At 71.7% G+C, this 17,030-nt stretch carries 16 protein-coding genes and 1 pseudogene; 10 read left to right on the top strand and 7 right to left on the bottom strand.

Features of this window, described 5'->3' with window-relative positions; all coding sequences use genetic code 11:
* The first annotated feature begins 355 nt into the window (after positions 1-355).
* Positions 356-2,014 carry a CDP-alcohol phosphatidyltransferase gene (locus ACFYMU_RS07315; protein WP_388370304.1) on the top strand — a complete coding sequence of 553 codons (1,659 nt, stop codon included), beginning with the start codon at positions 356-358 and terminating at the stop codon, positions 2,012-2,014.
* A gap of 11 nt (positions 2,015-2,025) precedes the next feature.
* On the opposite strand, the gene dusB is transcribed toward ACFYMU_RS07315, so the two are convergent.
* Complete coding sequence (gene dusB / locus ACFYMU_RS07310; protein WP_388369220.1) at positions 2,026-3,174, bottom strand: tRNA dihydrouridine synthase DusB; 1,149 nt, start codon at positions 3,172-3,174, stop codon at positions 2,026-2,028.
* 120 nt (positions 3,175-3,294) lie between these two features.
* Here dusB and ACFYMU_RS07305 point away from each other — a divergent pair, with 120 nt between their 5' ends.
* Positions 3,295-4,746, top strand: coding sequence for an MFS transporter (locus ACFYMU_RS07305; protein WP_388369217.1), 1,452 nt, complete (start codon positions 3,295-3,297; stop codon positions 4,744-4,746).
* A gap of 52 nt (positions 4,747-4,798) precedes the next feature.
* On the opposite strand, the gene ACFYMU_RS07300 is transcribed toward ACFYMU_RS07305, so the two are convergent.
* Positions 4,799-5,701: a helix-turn-helix transcriptional regulator gene (locus tag ACFYMU_RS07300; protein ID WP_388370301.1), complete on the bottom strand. Its 903-nt coding sequence runs from the start codon at positions 5,699-5,701 to the stop codon at positions 4,799-4,801.
* A gap of 111 nt (positions 5,702-5,812) precedes the next feature.
* On the opposite strand from ACFYMU_RS07300, the gene ACFYMU_RS07295 reads away from it, so the two are divergent.
* On the top strand, positions 5,813-7,240 hold the full coding sequence (locus tag ACFYMU_RS07295) for an MFS transporter (protein WP_388369215.1): 1,428 nt from the start codon (positions 5,813-5,815) through the stop codon (positions 7,238-7,240).
* Between the two features lie 467 nt (positions 7,241-7,707).
* Positions 7,708-7,920 (top strand): hypothetical protein, encoded by a 213-nt coding sequence (locus ACFYMU_RS07290; protein ID WP_388369212.1) that lies wholly within the window; start codon positions 7,708-7,710, stop codon positions 7,918-7,920.
* 138 nt (positions 7,921-8,058) lie between these two features.
* Here the strand turns inward: ACFYMU_RS07290 and ACFYMU_RS07285 are convergent, their stop codons facing one another.
* Positions 8,059-9,441, bottom strand: coding sequence for a glycine--tRNA ligase (locus tag ACFYMU_RS07285; RefSeq protein ID WP_388369209.1), 1,383 nt, complete (start codon positions 9,439-9,441; stop codon positions 8,059-8,061).
* Positions 9,442-9,638: 197 nt separating this feature from the next.
* Between ACFYMU_RS07285 and ACFYMU_RS07280 the strand changes: the two genes are divergently transcribed.
* The 4 genes from ACFYMU_RS07280 (at position 9,639) to ACFYMU_RS07265 (ending at position 12,880) form a co-directional block, all read left to right on the top strand.
* Positions 9,639-10,598, top strand: a complete 960-nt coding sequence (locus tag ACFYMU_RS07280; protein WP_388369206.1) for a metal ABC transporter substrate-binding protein — start codon at positions 9,639-9,641, stop codon at positions 10,596-10,598.
* A 17-nt stretch (positions 10,599-10,615) separates the two neighbouring features.
* Complete coding sequence (locus ACFYMU_RS07275) at positions 10,616-11,383, top strand: metal ABC transporter ATP-binding protein (protein WP_388369203.1); 768 nt, start codon at positions 10,616-10,618, stop codon at positions 11,381-11,383.
* The gene (locus tag ACFYMU_RS07270; RefSeq protein WP_388369200.1) at positions 11,383-12,285 is read left to right on the top strand and encodes a metal ABC transporter permease; all 903 of its coding nucleotides are present in this window, start codon (positions 11,383-11,385) and stop codon (positions 12,283-12,285) included. The genes ACFYMU_RS07275 and ACFYMU_RS07270 overlap by 1 nt, the downstream gene beginning before the upstream one ends.
* Before the next feature lie 172 nt (positions 12,286-12,457).
* Complete coding sequence (locus ACFYMU_RS07265; protein WP_388369198.1) at positions 12,458-12,880, top strand: Fur family transcriptional regulator; 423 nt, start codon at positions 12,458-12,460, stop codon at positions 12,878-12,880.
* A gap of 46 nt (positions 12,881-12,926) precedes the next feature.
* Here ACFYMU_RS07265 and ACFYMU_RS07260 read toward each other — a convergent pair whose 3' ends face one another.
* Together ACFYMU_RS07260 and recO are read right to left on the bottom strand one after the other, a co-directional pair.
* On the bottom strand, positions 12,927-13,760 hold the full coding sequence (locus ACFYMU_RS07260; RefSeq protein WP_388369195.1) for an isoprenyl transferase: 834 nt from the start codon (positions 13,758-13,760) through the stop codon (positions 12,927-12,929).
* 44 nt (positions 13,761-13,804) lie between these two features.
* Positions 13,805-14,551: a DNA repair protein RecO gene (gene recO, locus ACFYMU_RS07255; protein WP_388369192.1), complete on the bottom strand. Its 747-nt coding sequence runs from the start codon at positions 14,549-14,551 to the stop codon at positions 13,805-13,807.
* Between the two features lie 86 nt (positions 14,552-14,637).
* Between recO and ACFYMU_RS07250 the strand changes: the two genes are divergently transcribed.
* The gene (locus tag ACFYMU_RS07250; RefSeq protein WP_388369189.1) at positions 14,638-16,101 is read left to right on the top strand and encodes an MFS transporter; all 1,464 of its coding nucleotides are present in this window, start codon (positions 14,638-14,640) and stop codon (positions 16,099-16,101) included.
* 31 nt (positions 16,102-16,132) lie between these two features.
* On the opposite strand, the gene ACFYMU_RS07245 is transcribed toward ACFYMU_RS07250, so the two are convergent.
* Together ACFYMU_RS07245 and ACFYMU_RS07240 are read right to left on the bottom strand one after the other, a co-directional pair.
* Positions 16,133-16,348 (bottom strand): hypothetical protein, encoded by a 216-nt coding sequence (locus ACFYMU_RS07245; protein WP_388369185.1) that lies wholly within the window; start codon positions 16,346-16,348, stop codon positions 16,133-16,135.
* Positions 16,348-16,566, bottom strand: a complete 219-nt coding sequence (locus ACFYMU_RS07240) for a hypothetical protein (RefSeq protein WP_388369182.1) — start codon at positions 16,564-16,566, stop codon at positions 16,348-16,350. The genes ACFYMU_RS07245 and ACFYMU_RS07240 overlap by 1 nt, the downstream gene beginning before the upstream one ends.
* Before the next feature lie 116 nt (positions 16,567-16,682).
* On the opposite strand from ACFYMU_RS07240, the pseudogene ACFYMU_RS07235 reads away from it, so the two are divergent.
* Positions 16,683-16,940 (top strand): annotated as a pseudogene (locus ACFYMU_RS07235) (helix-turn-helix domain-containing protein); the annotation flags it as partial.
* Positions 16,941-17,030 lie beyond the last annotated feature (90 nt).

Here is a 17,030-nt window from a genome sequence, read left to right as displayed (position 1 = left end):
AAGCTCCGCCGACAGTGCCCCGGCCGACAGGACCGCCTCCCCCGACGCCGACACTGACACCGGCACCGGCACCGGCACCGCGGCCGACGACGACGCCGAGTCCCCCGCGCCGGTCACGGAGGCCGGAGCCGAACCCGCCGCCCCCACGGCCCCCGAGGCCACGAAGTCCCCGGAAGCCGAAGCGGAAGCCGGAGCGGAAGCCGAAGCCGGAGCCGGAGCCGAGCCCGCCGCGTCCGAGGCCACCGAGCCGACGGACGCCGCCGCACCCGCGGAGGCCGCGGAGGCCGCGGAGGCCGCGGACACCACCGATGTCGCCGATGTCGCCGCGGCCGGCTCCGAACGCCCGCGTCGCCGCCTGCGCGCCTGGCGTGCCCGGCATCCGGGTGCCGGGCGGGTGCTCGCCCTCACCGTCACCGTCCTCGCCGGCGTTCTCGTCGTCGTCTCGCTCGTGCTGCCCAACAGGGCCGAGAACCTCAGGCTCGCCTACTTCCTGCGCATACCGGTGGAGGCGCTCATCGGCGCCGTCGTGCTGACCGCGCTGCCACGGCGGTCGCGGCTGGTCGCGGCCTGGCTCGGCGGGATCACGCTCGGTGTGCTGACCCTCCTCAACCTGCTCGACATCGGCTTCAACCAGTACCTCGGCCGCGGCTTCAACGTCATCCTCGACTGGCCCCTCTTCAACGACGCGGAGTCCTATCTGGAGGACACGCTGGGCCACGCGGGCGCCCTCGGTGTGGTGGCCGCGGCGATCGCGATCGTCCTCCTCGTCCCCGTCCTCTCGGCGCTCGCCGTCGTCCGGGTCAGCAACGTCCTGGTCCGGAACCGGACCGCCACCACCCGCGCGGTGCTCGTCCTCAGCATGGTGTGGATGATGTGCACGGCCCTCGGCCTCCAGAACGGCGGCGTGCCGCTCGCCTCCGAGGGCACCGTCACGATGGTCAAGTACCGCACCGTCCTCCTCCGCCAGACCCTCCGCGACGAGCGGGAGTTCGCGCGGACCGCCAAGGCCGACGCCTTCGGCGCCACGCCGGGCTCGCAGCTCGTGCCCGATCTGCGCGGCAAGGACATGATCTTCACGTTCATCGAGAGCTACGGCCGCAGTGCGATCGAGGACCCGGTCATGGCACCCGGCGTCGACAGGACCCTCAAGGACAGCACCGCCGCGCTCGCCGGGGCGGGGTTCCACGCCAAGAGCGGCTGGCTGACCTCGGCGACGTACGGCGGCGGCAGCTGGCTCGGCCACTCCACGTTCCTGTCGGGCCTGTGGGTCGACAACCAGAACCGCTACCGCACCGTGACCGCCGGCGACCACCTCACCCTCACCAAGGCGTTCGCGAAGACGGGTGCCTGGGACACCGTCGGCGTGATGCCCGGTGTGCAGAAGGGCTGGCCTGAGCAGAAGTTCTACGGTCTGGACAAGGTCTACAACGCCTTCCAGGTGGGCTACAAGGGCCCGAAGTTCAGCTGGTCGACGATGCCCGACCAGTACGCCTTGGAGGCGTTCCAGCGCCTTGAGCACAGCAAGAAGCGCGACAAGCCGCTGATGTCGGAGATCATCCTGACCTCCAGCCACCAGCCCTGGGCCCCCATCCCCAAGATGGTCGGCTGGGATCAGCTGGGCGACGGCTCGGTCTTCGACGCCATCGAGAAGGCGGGCAACAACCCCGCGGACATCATCACCGACTCCGCCCGCTCGAAGGAGGAGTACGGCAAGTCCGTCCAGTACTCGCTGACCGCCCTGACCCAGTGGCTCGAGCGTTACGGCAACGACAACACGGTGCTCGTCTTCCTCGGCGACCACCAGCCGATCGCCCGGGTCAGCGGCAACCACGCCAGCCGTGACGTGCCCTGCGCGATCGTCGCCAAGGACCCGAAGGTGCTCGACAAGATCGCCGGCTGGGGGTGGACGGACGGCCTGCGGCCCGCGCACAACGCCCCGGTGTGGAAGATGAGTTCGTTCCGTGACCGCTTCCTGACGGCGTACGGCTCCACCCCGCACCCGTCCAAGCGCTGACCCGCGCGGGGTCAGCCGCCGGAGGTGTCCAGTTCCGCGTCCTCGCCGACCCCCGCGCAGTCGTAGGGGTCCCTCAGCCAGCCGTCCGGCAGCACCACCCGGTTGTTGCCGGACGTACGGCCGCGGGGCCCGTCGGCGCCGGACGGCCAGGGCTGGTCGAGGTCCAACCGGTCGAGCCCGGAGCGCAGTTCCTCCAGCGAGGAGGTGACCGCGAGCCGCTTGCGCATCTCCGAGCCGACCGCGAAGCCCTTGAGGTACCAGGCCACGTGCTTGCGGAAGTCGATCACGCCGCGCGACTCGTCGCCGATCCACTCGCCGAGCAGCGTGGCGTGCCGGACCATGACGTCGGCGACCTCGCGCAGCGCCGGACGCACGAGGTCCCCGGTCCGCCCCTCGAAGGCCGCCACCAGGTCAGCGAACAGCCACGGCCGGCCCAGGCACCCGCGGCCGACCACGACGCCGTCACAGCCCGTCTCGCGCACCATCCGCAGGGCGTCCTCGGCCGACCAGATGTCGCCGTTGCCGAGCACCGGGATCTCCGGCACGTGCTCCTTCAGCCGTGCGACGGCGTCCCAGTCCGCCGTGCCGCCGTAGTGCTGGGCGGTCGTGCGGCCGTGCAGCGCGATGGCCGCCACCCCCTCCTCGACGGCGATCCGGCCGGCGTCCAGGTAGGTGAGGTGGTCGTCGTCGATGCCCTTGCGCATCTTCATCGTGACCGGGAGGTCGCCGGCGCCGCCGACGGCCTCGTGCAGGATCGCCCGCAGCAGGTTCCGCTTGTACGGGAGGGCGGACCCGCCGCCCTTGCGGGTCACCTTGGGCACCGGGCAGCCGAAGTTCAGGTCGATGTGGTCGGCCAGGTCCTCCTCGGCGATCATGCGGACGGCCTTGCCGACGGTCGCCGGGTCCACGCCGTACAGCTGGATGGAGCGCGGCTGCTCGCTCTCGTCGAACCTGATCAGCTGCATGGTCTTCTCGTTGCGCTCGACCAGCGCCCGGGTCGTGATCATCTCGCTGACGAACAGCCCCTTGCCCCCGCTGAACTCTCGGCACAGCGTGCGGAAGGGCGCGTTGGTGATCCCGGCCATGGGCGCGAGCACGACGGGCGGCTGGACGGTGTGCGGACCGATCTGCAGCGTCGGGGTCATCGAGGGCGTGGGCATTGCTCCATTGTCACGCACGCCGGGGGACCCGGGTCACGCACGCTCGGGGTACCCGGTGGACGTGACCGTGCATGGGTAATTAGTTAGACGCACTATTCAAATCGGCGTACGATGACGACCATGTCCGAGCTCAGCCACCGCCGGCGCCTGCTGGTGCTCGCGATCTGCTGCATGAGCCTGCTGATCGTGAGTCTCGACATCACCGTCCTGAACGTCGCGCTCCCCTCGATGCAGAAGGAGCTGCACGCCACCGTGGCGGGCCTGCAGTGGACGATCGACGGGTACACCGTGGTCCTGGCCGCACTGCTGATGCTCGCGGGTTCCACGGCCGACCGGATCGGCCGCAAGCGCGTCTTCATGGCGGGCCTGGTCGTCTTCAGTGCCGGCTCGCTGCTGTGCTCGCTCGCCCCTGACCTGAACCTGCTCGTGCTGTTCCGCATGGTGCAGGCGGTCGGCGGTTCGATGCTCAACCCGGTCGCGATGTCGATCATCACCAACACCTTCACGCATCCGCGGGAGCGGGCCCGCGCGATCGGCGTGTGGGGTGCCGTGGTCGGGATATCCATGGCCGGGGGCCCGCTGGTCGGCGGGCTGCTGGTGGAGTCCGTGGGCTGGCGCTCGATCTTCTGGCTCAATCTGCCGGTCGGGCTGGCCGCCCTGCTGCTCACCCTCCGCTACGTCCCCGAGTCCCGCGCCCCCCGGGCCCGCCGCCCCGACCCGGTCGGCCAGTTGCTGGTGGTCGCCCTGTTCGGCTCCCTGACCTACGCGATCATCGAGGCGCCGAACGCCGGCCCCGCCACGGTCCTGCTCTTCGCGGGCATCGCGCTCATGGCCCTGCTCGGCCTGCTGTGCTACGAGCCCCGTCGCGCCGAACCCCTGATCGACCTGCGCTTCTTCCGGTCGGCCCCGTTCAGCGGCGCCACGGTGATCGCGATCTGCGGCTTCGCGGCCCTCGGCGGCTTCCTGTTCCTGTCCACGCTCTACCTGCAGAGCGTGCGCGGTCTGGACGCCCTGCACGCGGGTCTGTGGATGCTCCCGATGGCGACCCCGACCTTCCTGTGCGCGCCCTTGTCCGGCCGCCTGGTCGGCACCCGCGGCCCCCGCCTGCCGCTGCTGATCGCCGGCTGCGCGATGACCGCGAGCGCCGTGCTGTTCGCGGCCTTCGAGGCGGAGACGTCGGACGCCACGCTGGCCCTCGGATACGTCCTGTTCGGCGTCGGCTTCGGCTTCCTCAACGCACCCGTCACCAACACCGCCGTCTCCGGCATGCCCCGCGCCCAGGCCGGTGTCGCCGCCGCCGTCGCCTCCACCAGCCGCCAGCTCGGCCAGACCCTCGGTGTCGCGGTGGTCGGCGCCGTGCTGGCCTCGGGCGTGGGCTCGTCGCCCTACCGCGACGCCTTCGTCCCCGCCGCCCGCCACGGCTGGTGGATCCTCACCGCCTGCGGTCTCGCCGTGCTGTCCCTGGGCGCACTGACGACGGGCCGCTGGGGCCGCCGGACGGCCGAGCGCACGGCGGAGCGGCTGGAGGAGGCGGAGGTGCGGCAGGCGGCGGGCATCGGCACACCTGGTTAGCCGCGCCGCACCGCCCGGGGGCGCCCGTCGGTCCGCTCAGGTCCCCTGCCGCTCAGGCCCCTCGCCGCTCCAGCGCGATCGTGTGCAGCTTCTCCAGCTTCTCCCGCGAGTCCTCGTCCGCCGGCGCGTACGTCACCATCCGCGCCCCGTTGTGCGGCCCCAGCCACAGATCCGTGTGGTCCACCGCCAGCGTCCCGACATGGGCGTTGCGGAACTCCTTGCGCTTGCTGCGGGAGCTCACCACCTCGTGCCGCTCCCATGCCGCACGGAACTCCGCCGACTCGGTGGTCAGCCGCTCGAGCAGCATCTTCCAGGCGGGTTCGGCCAGATGGTCGGCCATCGAGGCGCGGAACTTGGCGGCCATCAGCCGCATCGTCTCCTCCAGCTGCACGATCGCCGTCCGCCAGTCGGGGTTCGTGCAGCACAGCAGCATGACGTTGCGGTCCTCCGGCGGCACGGCGTCCAGGTCGCCCAGCAGCAGCCCGTAGGTGCGGTTGTAGGCGATGATGTCGTACCGGCTGTTCTGGATGCAGGCGGGGATCGGCTCCAGCTGGTCCAGGAGGATGCGCTGGGCCTTGGTGGCCGAGGGGCAGTTCGTGCCGGGCACGGGGTCGACGGCCCCGGCGAGGTTGAACAGGTGCGCCCGCTCGCTGGAGTCCAGCAGCAGGGTGCGGGCGAGGGCGTCGAGGACCTGTACGGAGACCTGGATGTCCCGCGCCTGTTCCAGCCAGGTGTACCACGTCACGCCGACCGCGGAGAGCTGTGCGACCTCCTCGCGTCGCAGCCCCGGAGTGCGGCGGCGCCGGCCACGGGGCAGCCCGACCTGCTCGGGCGTGATGTGCTCGCGGCGGTGCCGCAGGAACGCGGCCAGTTCGTGCCGCCGGATCTCGGACGCCCGCGTCCCGGGGCCGTCCGCGTCCCGGGGCTCCCGTGCCGTCGCCGTCTCCTGCACCATGGTCGCCATGCCCCCCAGCCTGCCGCCTGCCGGAACCTGTTTCCAGGTAGTGCTTGTACCAGGATAAAGACACTCTGGTACCACGCTGGGAACCGTCGGAGGCTCGAGTGCGTGACCGAGACTCTCACTTCCCGTACCGTCCGCTCCCCGGTGGCCGCACCGCAGTTGGGCGGGCTCGGACTCTTCACGGTGCTGCTCGCGGCGGCACTGCCCCTCATCGACTTCTTCATCGTCAACGTCGCCCTGCCGACGATGGGCAGGGACCTGCACGCGAGCGAGGCCGTCCTCGAACTCGTCGTCGCCGGGTACGGGCTCTCGTACGCCGTCCTGCTCGTGCTCGGCGGCCGGCTGGGCGACCTCTTCGGCCGGCGCACGTTCTTCCTCGGCGGGATGGCGGCCTTCGGGCTGACCTCGCTGGCGTGCGGGCTCGCCCCGAACGCCTGGACGCTGGTGGCGGCGCGCGTGGCCCAGGGTGCGGCGGCCGCGGCGATGCTGCCGCAGGTGCTCGCCACCATCCAGGCGGCGACGGGCGGACAGCGCCGCGCCCGGGCCATGGGCCTGTACGGCGCGACGGCCGGGCTGTCGATGGTGGCCGGGCAGATCCTCGGCGGCGTGCTGGTGGCCGCGGACGTCCTGGGCACCGGCTGGCGCTCGGTGTTCCTCGTCAACGTGCCGGTGGTGCTCGTCGGCCTGGTCCTGGCCGCGCGCGCCGTGCCGGAGACCCGCTCCCCCCGCCCGGAGCCGGTGGACGCGCCCGGCACGGTCCTGCTCGCCGCCTCCCTGCTGACCCTGCTCGCGCCGCTGACCGAGGGCCGGGCGGCGGGCTGGCCGTGGTGGACCTGGCTGTCGCTCGCCGCATTCCCGTTCGCGGCATGGGCGTTCTACGCGGTGGAGCGGCGCGCGGACCGGGAGGGGCGTACGCCGCTGGTGCCGCCGAGCCTGTTCGCACTGGTGTCGCTGCGCCGCGGCCTGGTGATGGTGGTGCCGTTCTCCATCGGCTTCAGCGGCTTCATGTTCGTCATCGCCGTGGCGTTGCAGCGTGGTGCCGGAAGGGGGCCGGTGGCGGCGGGGCTGGCGCTGGCGCCCATGGCGATCGTCTTCTTCGCCGTCTCGCTGTGCGGGCCGCGCCTGATCGCCCGCCACGGCACCCGGGTGGTGACCGCCGGCGGCCTGATCCAGGCGGTCGGAGTGGCGCTGATCGCGCTGGCCGCGTGGCGGGCGTGGCCGGACCTGGGCGTGGTGGAACTGCTGCCGGGCGCGGCGGTGGCCGGGGCGGGCCAGGCGCTGCAACTTCCCGTCCTCTTCCGGATCATCCTCTCCGAGGTTCCGCCGGCCCGGGCGGGCGTCGGGAGCGGAGTCATGATCACCATCCAGCAGTCGGCGCTGGCGCTGGGTGTGGCGACGCTCGGCTCGCTCTTCCTGGCGCTGGTGCCCGGCACGGGCATGCGGGACGCGCTGCTCGTCACGCTCCTGGCCCAGTTGGCGGGAGTGGCCGTGACGACGGCGCTGAGCCTGCGGCTGCCGCGCGCGGTCGGCTGAGCGGCGCGGGAAGCGGCGCGGACGCGTGCCGCACTTCCCCGAGACCGCTCGCCGCGGGCCCGAGCCCCCGCCCGGCACGACGCGGGACCACCGGACGCTGGGCGCTGGGCGCTGGGCGCTGGGCGCTGGGCGCTGGGCGCTGGGCGCTGGGCGCTGGGCGCCGGACGCCGGACGCCGGACGCCGGACGCCGGACGCCGAAACCAGGAGCCAGAGCCGGGCGCCGGACACCGGGCGCCGGACGCCGAAACCAGGAGCCAGAGCCGGACGCCGGACGCCGGACGCCGAAACCAGGAGCCGGAGCCGGGCGCCGGACACCGCACGCCGGGAGCCGAGCACCGGAAATCGGGCGCCGAGCACGGCACACGGCGCCCGATCCGCCGACTCGTCGCCGCGGAACGCCCTGTTGATCTTCCCGTTGCTGCACACTCCTTGCTGCGCGAGCGGACGGGTACTGCCTGGAGGCGTCATGCCGCAGATCGACAGGAGCAAGGTCAGCCGACGGGACCGGCAGGGGCGCGAACACGTCGTGCGGGTGCAGCGGACCGGCGCGCAGCGCACGATCAGCTGCGACACGTGCGGCTGGTCCCGGAGCACCCAGTTCCTGCCCTGGCTGAAGGCCGAGGAACACCTCGCGGAGGCCCATCAGGCCACGGTGGAACCGGCGGACGACAAGGGCTGAGCCCGGGCGGCCCCTCCGGTCCGCCGCGCCCGGGACGGGCGGGTCGCCCCGGACGGCGAACGCCGGGTGGGCCGGATCTGCTCCGGCTCACCCGGCGTTCGAGCACCGGCGTCCGCGCGAGACGGCCCCGCGAGACGACTAGCAGCCGACGAGGCGGCCCGCGAGGTAGCCCTCGATCTGGTCGAGGGACACCCGCTCCTGCTTCATCGAGTCACGCTCGCGCACCGTCACCGCGTTGTCGTCCAGCGTGTCGAAGTCGACGGTCACGCAGTACGGCGTGCCGATCTCGTCCTGACGGCGGTAGCGGCGGCCGATGGCGCCCGCGTCGTCGAACTCGATGTTCCAGTGCCCGCGCAGGGCCTGGGCCAGGCCCTTGGCCTTCGGGGACAGCTCGGGGTTGCGCGACAGCGGGAGCACCGCCACCTTCACCGGCGCCAGACGGTGGTCCAGGCGCAGCACCGTGCGCTTCTCCATCTTGCCCTTGGCGTTCGGCGCCTCGTCCTCGACGTACGCGTCCAGGAGGAACGCCAGCATCGTGCGGCCGACGCCCGCCGCCGGCTCGATGACGAACGGCGTCCAGCGCTCGCCCGCCTCCTGGTCGAAGTAGGACAGGTCCTGGCCGGAGGCCTTGGAGTGCGCGGAGAGGTCGTAGTCGGTGCGGTTGGCGACGCCCTCCAGCTCGCCCCACTCCGAGCCGCCGAACTGGAAGCGGTACTCGATGTCGGCCGTGCGCTTGGAGTAGTGGGAGAGCTTCTCCTTCGGGTGCTCGTACCAGCGCATGTTCTCCTCGCGCAGGCCGAGGCCCGTGTACCAGTTCCAGCGCTCCTGCATCCAGTACTCCTGCCACTTCTCGTCCTCGCCCGGCTTGACGAAGAACTCCATCTCCATCTGCTCGAACTCGCGGGTGCGGAAGATGAAGTTGCCCGGCGTGATCTCGTTGCGGAACGACTTGCCCATCTGCGCGATGCCGAACGGCGGCTTGCGGCGCGAGGTCTGCTGGGTCTGGAGGAAGTTGGTGAAGATGCCCTGCGCGGTCTCGGGGCGCAGGTAGGCCACGGAACCGCTGTCCTGCGTCGGGCCGAGGTGGGTGGAGAGCAGACCCGAGAACTGCTTGGGCTCGGTGAACTGGCCCTTGGTACCGCAGTTGGGGCAGTTGACGTCCGCGAGGCCGCCGAGCGGGAGGCGGCCGTGCTTGGCCTCGTACGCCTCCTCGAGGTGGTCCGCGCGGAAACGCTTGTGACAGGAGGTGCACTCGGTGAGCGGGTCGGTGAAGGTGGCGACGTGGCCGGAGGCGACCCAGACCTCGGTCGCCAGGATCACCGACGAGTCGATACCGACGACGTCCTCGCGTGACGTCACCATGTAGCGCCACCACTGGCGCTTGATGTTCTCCTTGAGCTCGACACCCAGAGGTCCGTAGTCCCAGGCGGCCCGCTGACCGCCGTAGATCTCGCTGCAGGGGAATACGAAGCCACGGCGCTTGCTCAGGTTGACGATGGTGTCGATCTTGTCGGCGGCCACGGTGCTCTCTTCATTACGACGACGGGCGACGAAGCGACTGCTTCAGAGCATTGCTTCAGAGCGAATGCTTCAGGTTACCGGCGGGGGCTCCCCTCCAATCAAATCGGTCGGCACCGGAAGCCGGTACCCGGGCCCGAGGAGTCCTCGACCCCGAGGCTTGTTGACAACGGTTTCCATATTTGTTGAAAATGACTGTCATGAACGCACGCCGACGCCTCATACCCGGGGCCGCCCTCGCCGGGATCACCGCCCTGACCCTCGCAGCGACCTCCGCCTGCTCCTCCGCCGGCGCCGCGGGCGGCGACACGGGCAAGTTCGACGTCGTCGCGTCGTTCTACCCGATGGCCTTCCTCGCCGAGCGGATCGGCGGGACGTACGTCCACGTCACCAGTCTCACCCAGCCCGGACAGGAACCGCACGACCTCGAGATCAGCGCCCGGCAGACCGCGCAGCTCGAGGAGTCCGACGCGGTGCTCTACCTCAAGGGCCTCCAGCCCTCCATCGACGACGCGGTGGCCCAGTCCGGGATCGGGACGAAGATCGACGCCGCCTCCCTGACCAGCCTGGAGAACCACGGCAACGAGGTCGGCGGGCACGCCGCCGCCCACGACGACGGCACGAGCGAAGAGAGCGGCGGCAAGGACCCGCACATCTGGCTCGACCCGGTGCGCTACGCCGAGGTCGCCAAGGGCGTCGGCAAGGCGTTCGAGAAGGCGGACCCGGACCACGCGGACACCTACCGGAAGAACACCGACGCGCTGGTCAAGAGGCTCGGCGGCCTCGACACGCAGTTCACCGAGGGCCTGCGGAACACCCGCACCAAGGTCTTCATCACCACCCACGCCGCCTTCGGCTACCTCGCCGAGCGCTACGGCCTCACCGAGGAGGCCATCAGCGGCCTGGACCCGGAGGCCGAGCCGAGTGCCGCCCGGGTCAAGGACCTTGAGAAGATGGCGCGCGCCGACGGCGTCTCCACGGTCTTCTACGAGACGCTCGTCAGCGACAGGACCGCGAAGACCATCGCCAAGGACGCACGCCTGACGACGGACGTCCTCGACCCGATCGAGGGCATCACCGCCAAGTCCCGCGGCCGCGACTACTTCCAGGTCATGGAGTCCAACCTGAACGCCCTGCGGAAGGCCCTGGGAACCAAGTGATCGTTACGGAGGACGCGATGGGCGAGTCCGTCATATCCCTGCGCGGCGTACGCGCCGACCTGGGCGCGCGCCCCGTCCTGCGCGGCATCGACCTCACCGTGCGCCGCGGTGAGGTCGTCGCGCTGCTCGGCGCGAACGGCTCGGGCAAGTCGACCGCCGTGCGCAGCGTCATCGGCCAGGTGCAGACCCACGCCGGGGAGATCGAACTGTTCGGCACGCCGCGGCGCCGCTTCCGCGACTGGCACCGCATCGGATACGTACCGCAGCGCACGACCGCCGCGGGCGGCGTGCCCGCCACGGTGACCGAGGTGGTCTCCTCCGGCCGGCTCTCCCGCGCCCGCCTCGGCATCCTGCGCAGGGCCGACCACGAGGCCGTACGGCGGGCGCTGGAACTCGTCGGCATGGAGCACCGGGCCAGGGACTCCGTGAACGCGCTCTCCGGCGGCCAGCACCAGCGCGTGCTGATCGCCCGCGCGCTCGCCTGCGAACCCGAGCTGCTGATCATGGACGAGCCGATGGCGGGTGTCGACCTGGCCAGCCAGGAGGTGCTCGCCCGGACCCTGCGGAGCCAGGTGGCGGCCGGCACGACCGTCCTGCTGGTGCTGCACGAGCTGGGCCCCCTGGAGCCGCTCATCGACCGGGCGGTCGTGCTGCGCGACGGCTGCGTGCTGCACGACGGGCCGCCGCCCAAGGCCGTGGGCCAGCACGCGCTGCCCGGCCACGACCATGTGCACCCGCACACCACGGCGGGCGCCGAACCGACGCGCACGGGACTGCTGAGCTGATGGAACTCCTGAACTACGCCTTCATGCAGCGGGCCCTGCTCGCCGCCGTCCTGGTCGGCATCACCGCGCCGGCCGTCGGCATCTACCTCGTACAGCGCCGCCAGGCCCTGATGGGCGACGGCATCGGCCATGTGGCGATGACCGGCGTCGGGCTGGGCTTCCTGCTGTCGGCGTCACCGGTGTGGATGGCGACCGCCGTCTCGGTGCTCGGCGCGGTCCTGATGGAGCTGATCCGCTGGTACGGCAGGACCCGCGGCGACATCGCGCTCGCCATGCTCTTCTACGGCGGCATGGCGGGCGGTGTGATGTTCATCAACCTCGCGCCGGGCGGCTCCAACGCGAACCTGACGTCGTACCTCTTCGGATCGCTGTCGACGGTCTCCCCCTCGGACGTCGTGGCGATCTGCCTGCTGGCGGCGTTCGTGGTCCTGGTGACCGTCGGACTGCGCCGCCAGCTCTTCGCGGTCAGCCACGACGAGGAGTTCGCGCGGGTGACCGGCCTGCCGGTGCGGGCGCTGAACCTGCTGACGGCGGTCACGGCGGCGGTGACGGTGACCGTCGCGATGCGGGTGGTCGGTCTGCTGCTGGTGTCCGCTCTGATGGTGGTCCCGGTGGCGGCGGCGCAGCAGCTGGGCCGCAGCTTCGCCGCGACCTTCGCCCTCGCGGTCGCCATCGGGGTGACCGTGACCATCGGCGGCACGATCACGTCGTACTACCAGGACGTGCCGCCCGGTGCGACGATCGTGCTGCTGACGATCGCCGCGTTCATCGCGCTCACCGCGCTGGCGACGCCGCTCGCCCGGCGGCGCGCGCGGGCACTGGCCGCCGCGCAGACGGCCGGGGACCCCGTGGAGTGTGCGATCCCGGCCGGCCGGGAGGCCGCCGACGGGGTCGGAGTCTGACCCCGCAGCGGCCGGGCTGGCACAATGGCCCGGCAAGGCGCAGACGTGAGCCGTGGGAGAGCCGAAGGGGCTCGCGGGTGCCGGGAGGGCCCTTGGGGCCTCCGCGCGCTCGCGCTCTCGACACCGGCTCACAGCGCCCACAGGCGAGCGAGCCAGCACGAAGGAGGCAACGGTGACGACCGCCGGCCCGCCCGTACGGGGACGATCCACCCGCCAGCGCGCCGCCGTGGCGGCGGCGCTCGACGAGGTGGACGAGTTCCGCAGCGCGCAGGAACTCCACGACATGCTCAAGCACAAGGGCGACTCCGTCGGCCTCACCACCGTCTACCGCACCCTGCAGTCCCTCGCCGACGCCGGTGAGGTCGACGTGCTGCGCACGTCCGACGGTGAGTCGGTGTACCGCCGCTGCTCGACGGGCGAGCACCACCACCACCTGGTCTGCCGCGTCTGCGGCAAGGCGGTCGAGGTCGAGGGCCCGGCGGTGGAGAAGTGGGCCGAGGCGATCGCGGCCGAGCACGGCTACGTCAACGTGGCGCACACGGTGGAGATCTTCGGCACGTGCGCGGCCTGCGCGAGCGCCACGACCGAGGGCTGACGCCCGGCAGGGCGTGCGCCGTCGGCGTGCGACGGCGCACTCCGGGTCATTCCTGCTTGCCCTCCATGGCCGGCAGTTCCTCGTTCGGGATCGCCCCGCCGAAGCGGCGGTCGCGGGAGGCGAACTCCAGGCACGCCCGCCACAGGTCGCGCCGGTCGAAGTCCGGCCACAGCACGTCCTGGAACACCATCTCGGCGTAGGCGCTCTGCCAGAGCAGGTAGTTGGAGGTGCGCTGCTCGCCGCTCGGCCGCAGGAACAGGTCCACGTCCGGCATGTCCGGGTAGTACAGGTACTTCGCGAGGATCTTCTCCGTGACCTTCGACGGGTCGAGCCTGCCCGCCTTCACGTCCTGCGCGAGGGCCTGCGCCGCGTCGGCGATCTCGGCACGGCCGCCGTAGTTCATGCAGAAGTACAGCGTGAGCAGGTCGTTGCCCTTGGTCTGCTCCTGGGCGACCTGGAGCTCCTTGGCCACCGACTTCCACAGCCTGGGCATCCGGCCCACCCAGCGCACCCGGATGCCGAGCCCGTCGAGCTGGTCGCGGGTCCTGCGGATGAAGTCACGGTTGAAGTTCATCAGGAAGCGCACCTCGTCCGGCGAGCGCTTCCAGTTCTCCGTGGAGAACGCGTACAGGGAGATGTTCCGCACGCCGATCTCGACCGCGCCCTGCAGCACGTCCAGCACGCGCTCGGCGCCGACCTTGTGCCCCTCCGTGCGCGGCAGGCCGCGCTCCTTGGCCCAGCGGCCGTTGCCGTCCATGACGATCGCCACGTGGTTCGGCACCAGCTCGCCGGGCAGCTTCGGCGGGCGGGCCCCGGACGGGTGCGGCTCCGGCGTCTTGTACTCGCGGCGCTGGCGCCCCAGGAACCCGCGTACGGCCATGTGCTTCTCGTCTCCCTCGATCTGCTGCTGTTCTGCTGTTCCGCCTACTGTTCCACGTACCGGAGCGAGCGCAGTCCGCGCTCCAGGTGCCAGTGGAGATACGCCGACACCAGTCCGCTGCCCTCCCGGACGTGCCGCGGCTCGCACGCGTCCGCGGTCTCCCAGTCTCCGGTGAGCAGCGCGCCGAGCAGTTCGAGGGCCTGCGGCGAGGGCACGACGCTGCCGGGCACCCGGCAGTCGCCGCAGACGGCCCCGCCGGACGCCACGGAGAAGAAGCGGTTCGGGCCGGGTATGCCGCACTTCGCGCAGTCGCCGAAGCTGGGCGCGTAGCCGTTGACGGCGAGGGAGCGCAGCAGGAAGGCGTCCAGCACCAGGTGCGGCGCGTGCTCGCCCCGGGCGAGGGTGCGCAGTCCGCCGACCAGCAGCAGGTACTGCTGCACCGCGGGCTCCCCCTCGTGGTCGGTGAACCGCTCGGCGGTCTCCAGCATCGCCGTACCGGCCGTGTAGCGCGCGTAGTCGGTCACGATGCCGCCGCCGTAGGGGGCGATGGTCTCGCTCTGTGTGCACAGGGGCAGCCCGCGTCCCACCAGCTCGCTCCCCCGCGCGAAGAACTGCACGTCCACATGGGAGAAGGGCTCCAGCCGGGCCCCGAACTTCGACTTGGTCCGCCGCACCCCGCGGGCCACGGCGCGTACGCGTCCGTGACCGCGCGTGAGCAGGGTGATGATCCGGTCCGCCTCGCCCAGCTTCTGGGTGCGCAGCACGATGCCGTCGTCGCGGAACAGACTCATGGGGCCCATTCTGCCCTCCTGCGCGCCCGGCCGGCGGGCGAGCCGAAGACCACCGTATGGACATATCGGTGATATCGATGTTTTTCATGACCCGAGCCCACGCCCGCCCCGGTCCGCCCGCCGCCCCGTCACCGGCCGCCGCGGCGGCCGCCGTACCGGATCCCCGCGCGTGGCGCATGCTCGCCGTCGCGCTGAGCGCCACCTTCATGGCGAGCTTCGACCTCTTCGTGGTCAACATCGCCGCGGCGGCGCTCCGCACCGATCTGCGCATGAGCGACGCGGCGCTGGAACTCGTCGTCGCCGGGTACGGGTTCGCGTACGCGGCGGGCCTGGTGACCGGGGGCAGGCTCGGCGACCGGTACGGGTACCGGCGGATGTTCGTCACCGGACTGTCCGCCTTCACGGTGACCTCGTTGCTGTGCGGGCTCGCCCAGTCCCCCGCCCAACTGATCGCCGCGCGGCTGGCGCAGGGCCTCGCGGCCGCCGTCATGGTGCCCCAGGTGCTCTCGCTGGTCACGACCCACTTCCCGGCCGCGCACCGGGGCCGGGCCACCGCGTGGTACGGCGCCGTCAACGGGATCGGCGCGGTCACCGGGCAGTTGCTCGGCGGACTGCTGCTGGAAGCGGACGTCCTCGGGCTGGGCTGGCGCACCGTCTTCCTGGTGAACGTGCCGGTCGGCCTGATCGCCGCCGGGTTCGCCCTCCTCGTACTGCCGCCGCCCGCACGGGACCGGACGGACCGGCGGTTCGACCCGCTGGGCGCGGTCGGCGTCACGCTCACGCTGGCCCTGGTCCTGGCGCCGCTCTCACTGGGCCGCCAGGAGGGCTGGCCGGTGTGGACCTGGGTCTGCCCGGCCGCCGCCATCCCCGCCGGACGGCTGACACTGCGCTGGCAGCGGACCCTGCGGGAGCGCGGCGGCGACCCCGTGGTGCATCCCGGGCTGCTCGGCAACCGCCCGTTCACGACCGTGCTCCTCGCGATCGGCCTCTTCCAGTCCTACTTCGGCGCCTACCTGTTCACCCTCGCCCTCCTCCTGCAGGGCGGGCTCGGCGCCCGCCCCGTCACGGCGGCCGTGGTCTTCGTCCCCCAGGCCGTGCTGTTCAGCACCGCCTCGCTGCTCAGCGGACGACTGACGGCCCGGTACGGGACGGCCGTGCCCGCCACCGGGGCCGCACTGATCATCACCGGTCTGACCGCCCTCGCCGCGCACCTCGTCGTCGCCGGGCACGACGTCACCGGCCCCGCCCTGATGCCGGCGCTCGCCCTCATCGGCCTCGGCAACGGCCTCCTGCTGCCGCCGCTGATCGGCTTCGCGCTGGCCCGGGTCGACCCGCCGGAGGCGGGGTCCGCCTCCGGCACGCTCAGCACCACTCAGCAGTTCGCCAGTTCCCTGGGGGTCACCGTGTTCGGCATGCTCTTCTTCGCCACCGCCGGCCCCGACCTGCGCTCGGCCGGCACGGGGATGGTGACCGTCACGGCCGTGTTCGTCACCCTGATCGCGACGGTCGCTTCCCTGCTGCGGGCCGTCGCCCGCCACCGCGCCGGCTGAGACCGGGGAAGCCCGCCCGGAAAGAGCGCGTTCACGGCACCTCGCCCCGACTGCGGGCGTTGGCGTAGGCGGTCGCCGCGCTCAGGCGCTCCGCCGGGGTCGCGATGCGTACCGCCCCCGGCTCCGCGTCCCACTCCCTGCCCCCGCCGTACGGTCTCAGCTGCACGTACGGCCCCTCGTAGCCCATCACCACGCCCACCCGTCCGGTACGGACGTCGACGGCGTACGACCCGATCGGCGGCCTCATCACACCTCCGCGACCCGCTCGGTGCGCAGGGCCGCCGCGAGACGGGCGGCGACGTCGACGGAACAGCCGCCCAGTTCCACCAGCGGACAGGGCACCTCACGCGCAAGGCTCGCCGGGTCGAGCCGGAGCGACGGCAGCAGGATTCCGGCGCTCGCGAGCGCCGCCCGCAATTCCTCCACGATGCCCTCCGCCTCTTCGACGCAATGTGCCGCAGACATGTGCTCCCCTTCCTTTCCAGGTTTTACGCTTCGCATCTCCATGGTGACGCTCTGCATCTACACTTCGGCAGATGTTCACGCACTACAGGTGAGCGGCAGTAAGGGGGCGTTGCGCTATGGCCAACGGTTCGCGCCAAGCGGCGTGGGAGTTCTTCGGCGCGGAGCTGAAACGGCGGCGGGAGAACACAGGATTGACGCAAGTGGAGCTGGGCACCCGGGTTTTCGTCTCCGGCGGCTACATCGGTCAATTCGAACAGGCAATCAGAAAACCTCAGTTGGACGTGGCCCAGCGGATCGACGACGTCCTGCAAACCGAGGGTTTTTTCGAGCGCACGTGGCGACAGCTGATCGACGACAAGCGGTATGCGGATTACTCAGGTTGAATGCGCGATGTCCGGGGTGGTGACGGGGTGTGATCCCTGCGGTACGACGGTCTCATGCGGTACGCGCAAGGGGGCGGGCTG

It is taken from the genome of Streptomyces sp. NPDC007264 (assembly GCF_042869095.1).
GTDB lineage: Bacteria > Actinomycetota > Actinomycetes > Streptomycetales > Streptomycetaceae > Streptomyces.
The sequence above is the reverse complement of the archived record's forward strand: the minus strand, read 5'-3'. Positions and strand labels throughout refer to the sequence as shown.

Coding starts and splice junctions, on each gene's coding strand:
- dusB (WP_388369220.1), bottom strand. CDS start 3,174: ATGCCCACGCCCTCGATGACCCCGACGCTGCAGATCGGTCCGCACACC.
- ACFYMU_RS07305 (WP_388369217.1), top strand. CDS start 3,295: ATGTCCGAGCTCAGCCACCGCCGGCGCCTGCTGGTGCTCGCGATCTGC.
- ACFYMU_RS07300 (WP_388370301.1), bottom strand. CDS start 5,701: ATGGTGCAGGAGACGGCGACGGCACGGGAGCCCCGGGACGCGGACGGC.
- ACFYMU_RS07290 (WP_388369212.1), top strand. CDS start 7,708: ATGCCGCAGATCGACAGGAGCAAGGTCAGCCGACGGGACCGGCAGGGG.
- ACFYMU_RS07280 (WP_388369206.1), top strand. CDS start 9,639: ATGAACGCACGCCGACGCCTCATACCCGGGGCCGCCCTCGCCGGGATC.
- ACFYMU_RS07275 (WP_388369203.1), top strand. CDS start 10,616: ATGGGCGAGTCCGTCATATCCCTGCGCGGCGTACGCGCCGACCTGGGC.
- ACFYMU_RS07270 (WP_388369200.1), top strand. CDS start 11,383: ATGGAACTCCTGAACTACGCCTTCATGCAGCGGGCCCTGCTCGCCGCC.
- ACFYMU_RS07260 (WP_388369195.1), bottom strand. CDS start 13,760: ATGGCCGTACGCGGGTTCCTGGGGCGCCAGCGCCGCGAGTACAAGACG.
- recO (WP_388369192.1), bottom strand. CDS start 14,551: ATGAGTCTGTTCCGCGACGACGGCATCGTGCTGCGCACCCAGAAGCTG.
- ACFYMU_RS07250 (WP_388369189.1), top strand. CDS start 14,638: ATGACCCGAGCCCACGCCCGCCCCGGTCCGCCCGCCGCCCCGTCACCG.
- ACFYMU_RS07245 (WP_388369185.1), bottom strand. CDS start 16,348: ATGAGGCCGCCGATCGGGTCGTACGCCGTCGACGTCCGTACCGGACGG.
- ACFYMU_RS07240 (WP_388369182.1), bottom strand. CDS start 16,566: ATGTCTGCGGCACATTGCGTCGAAGAGGCGGAGGGCATCGTGGAGGAA.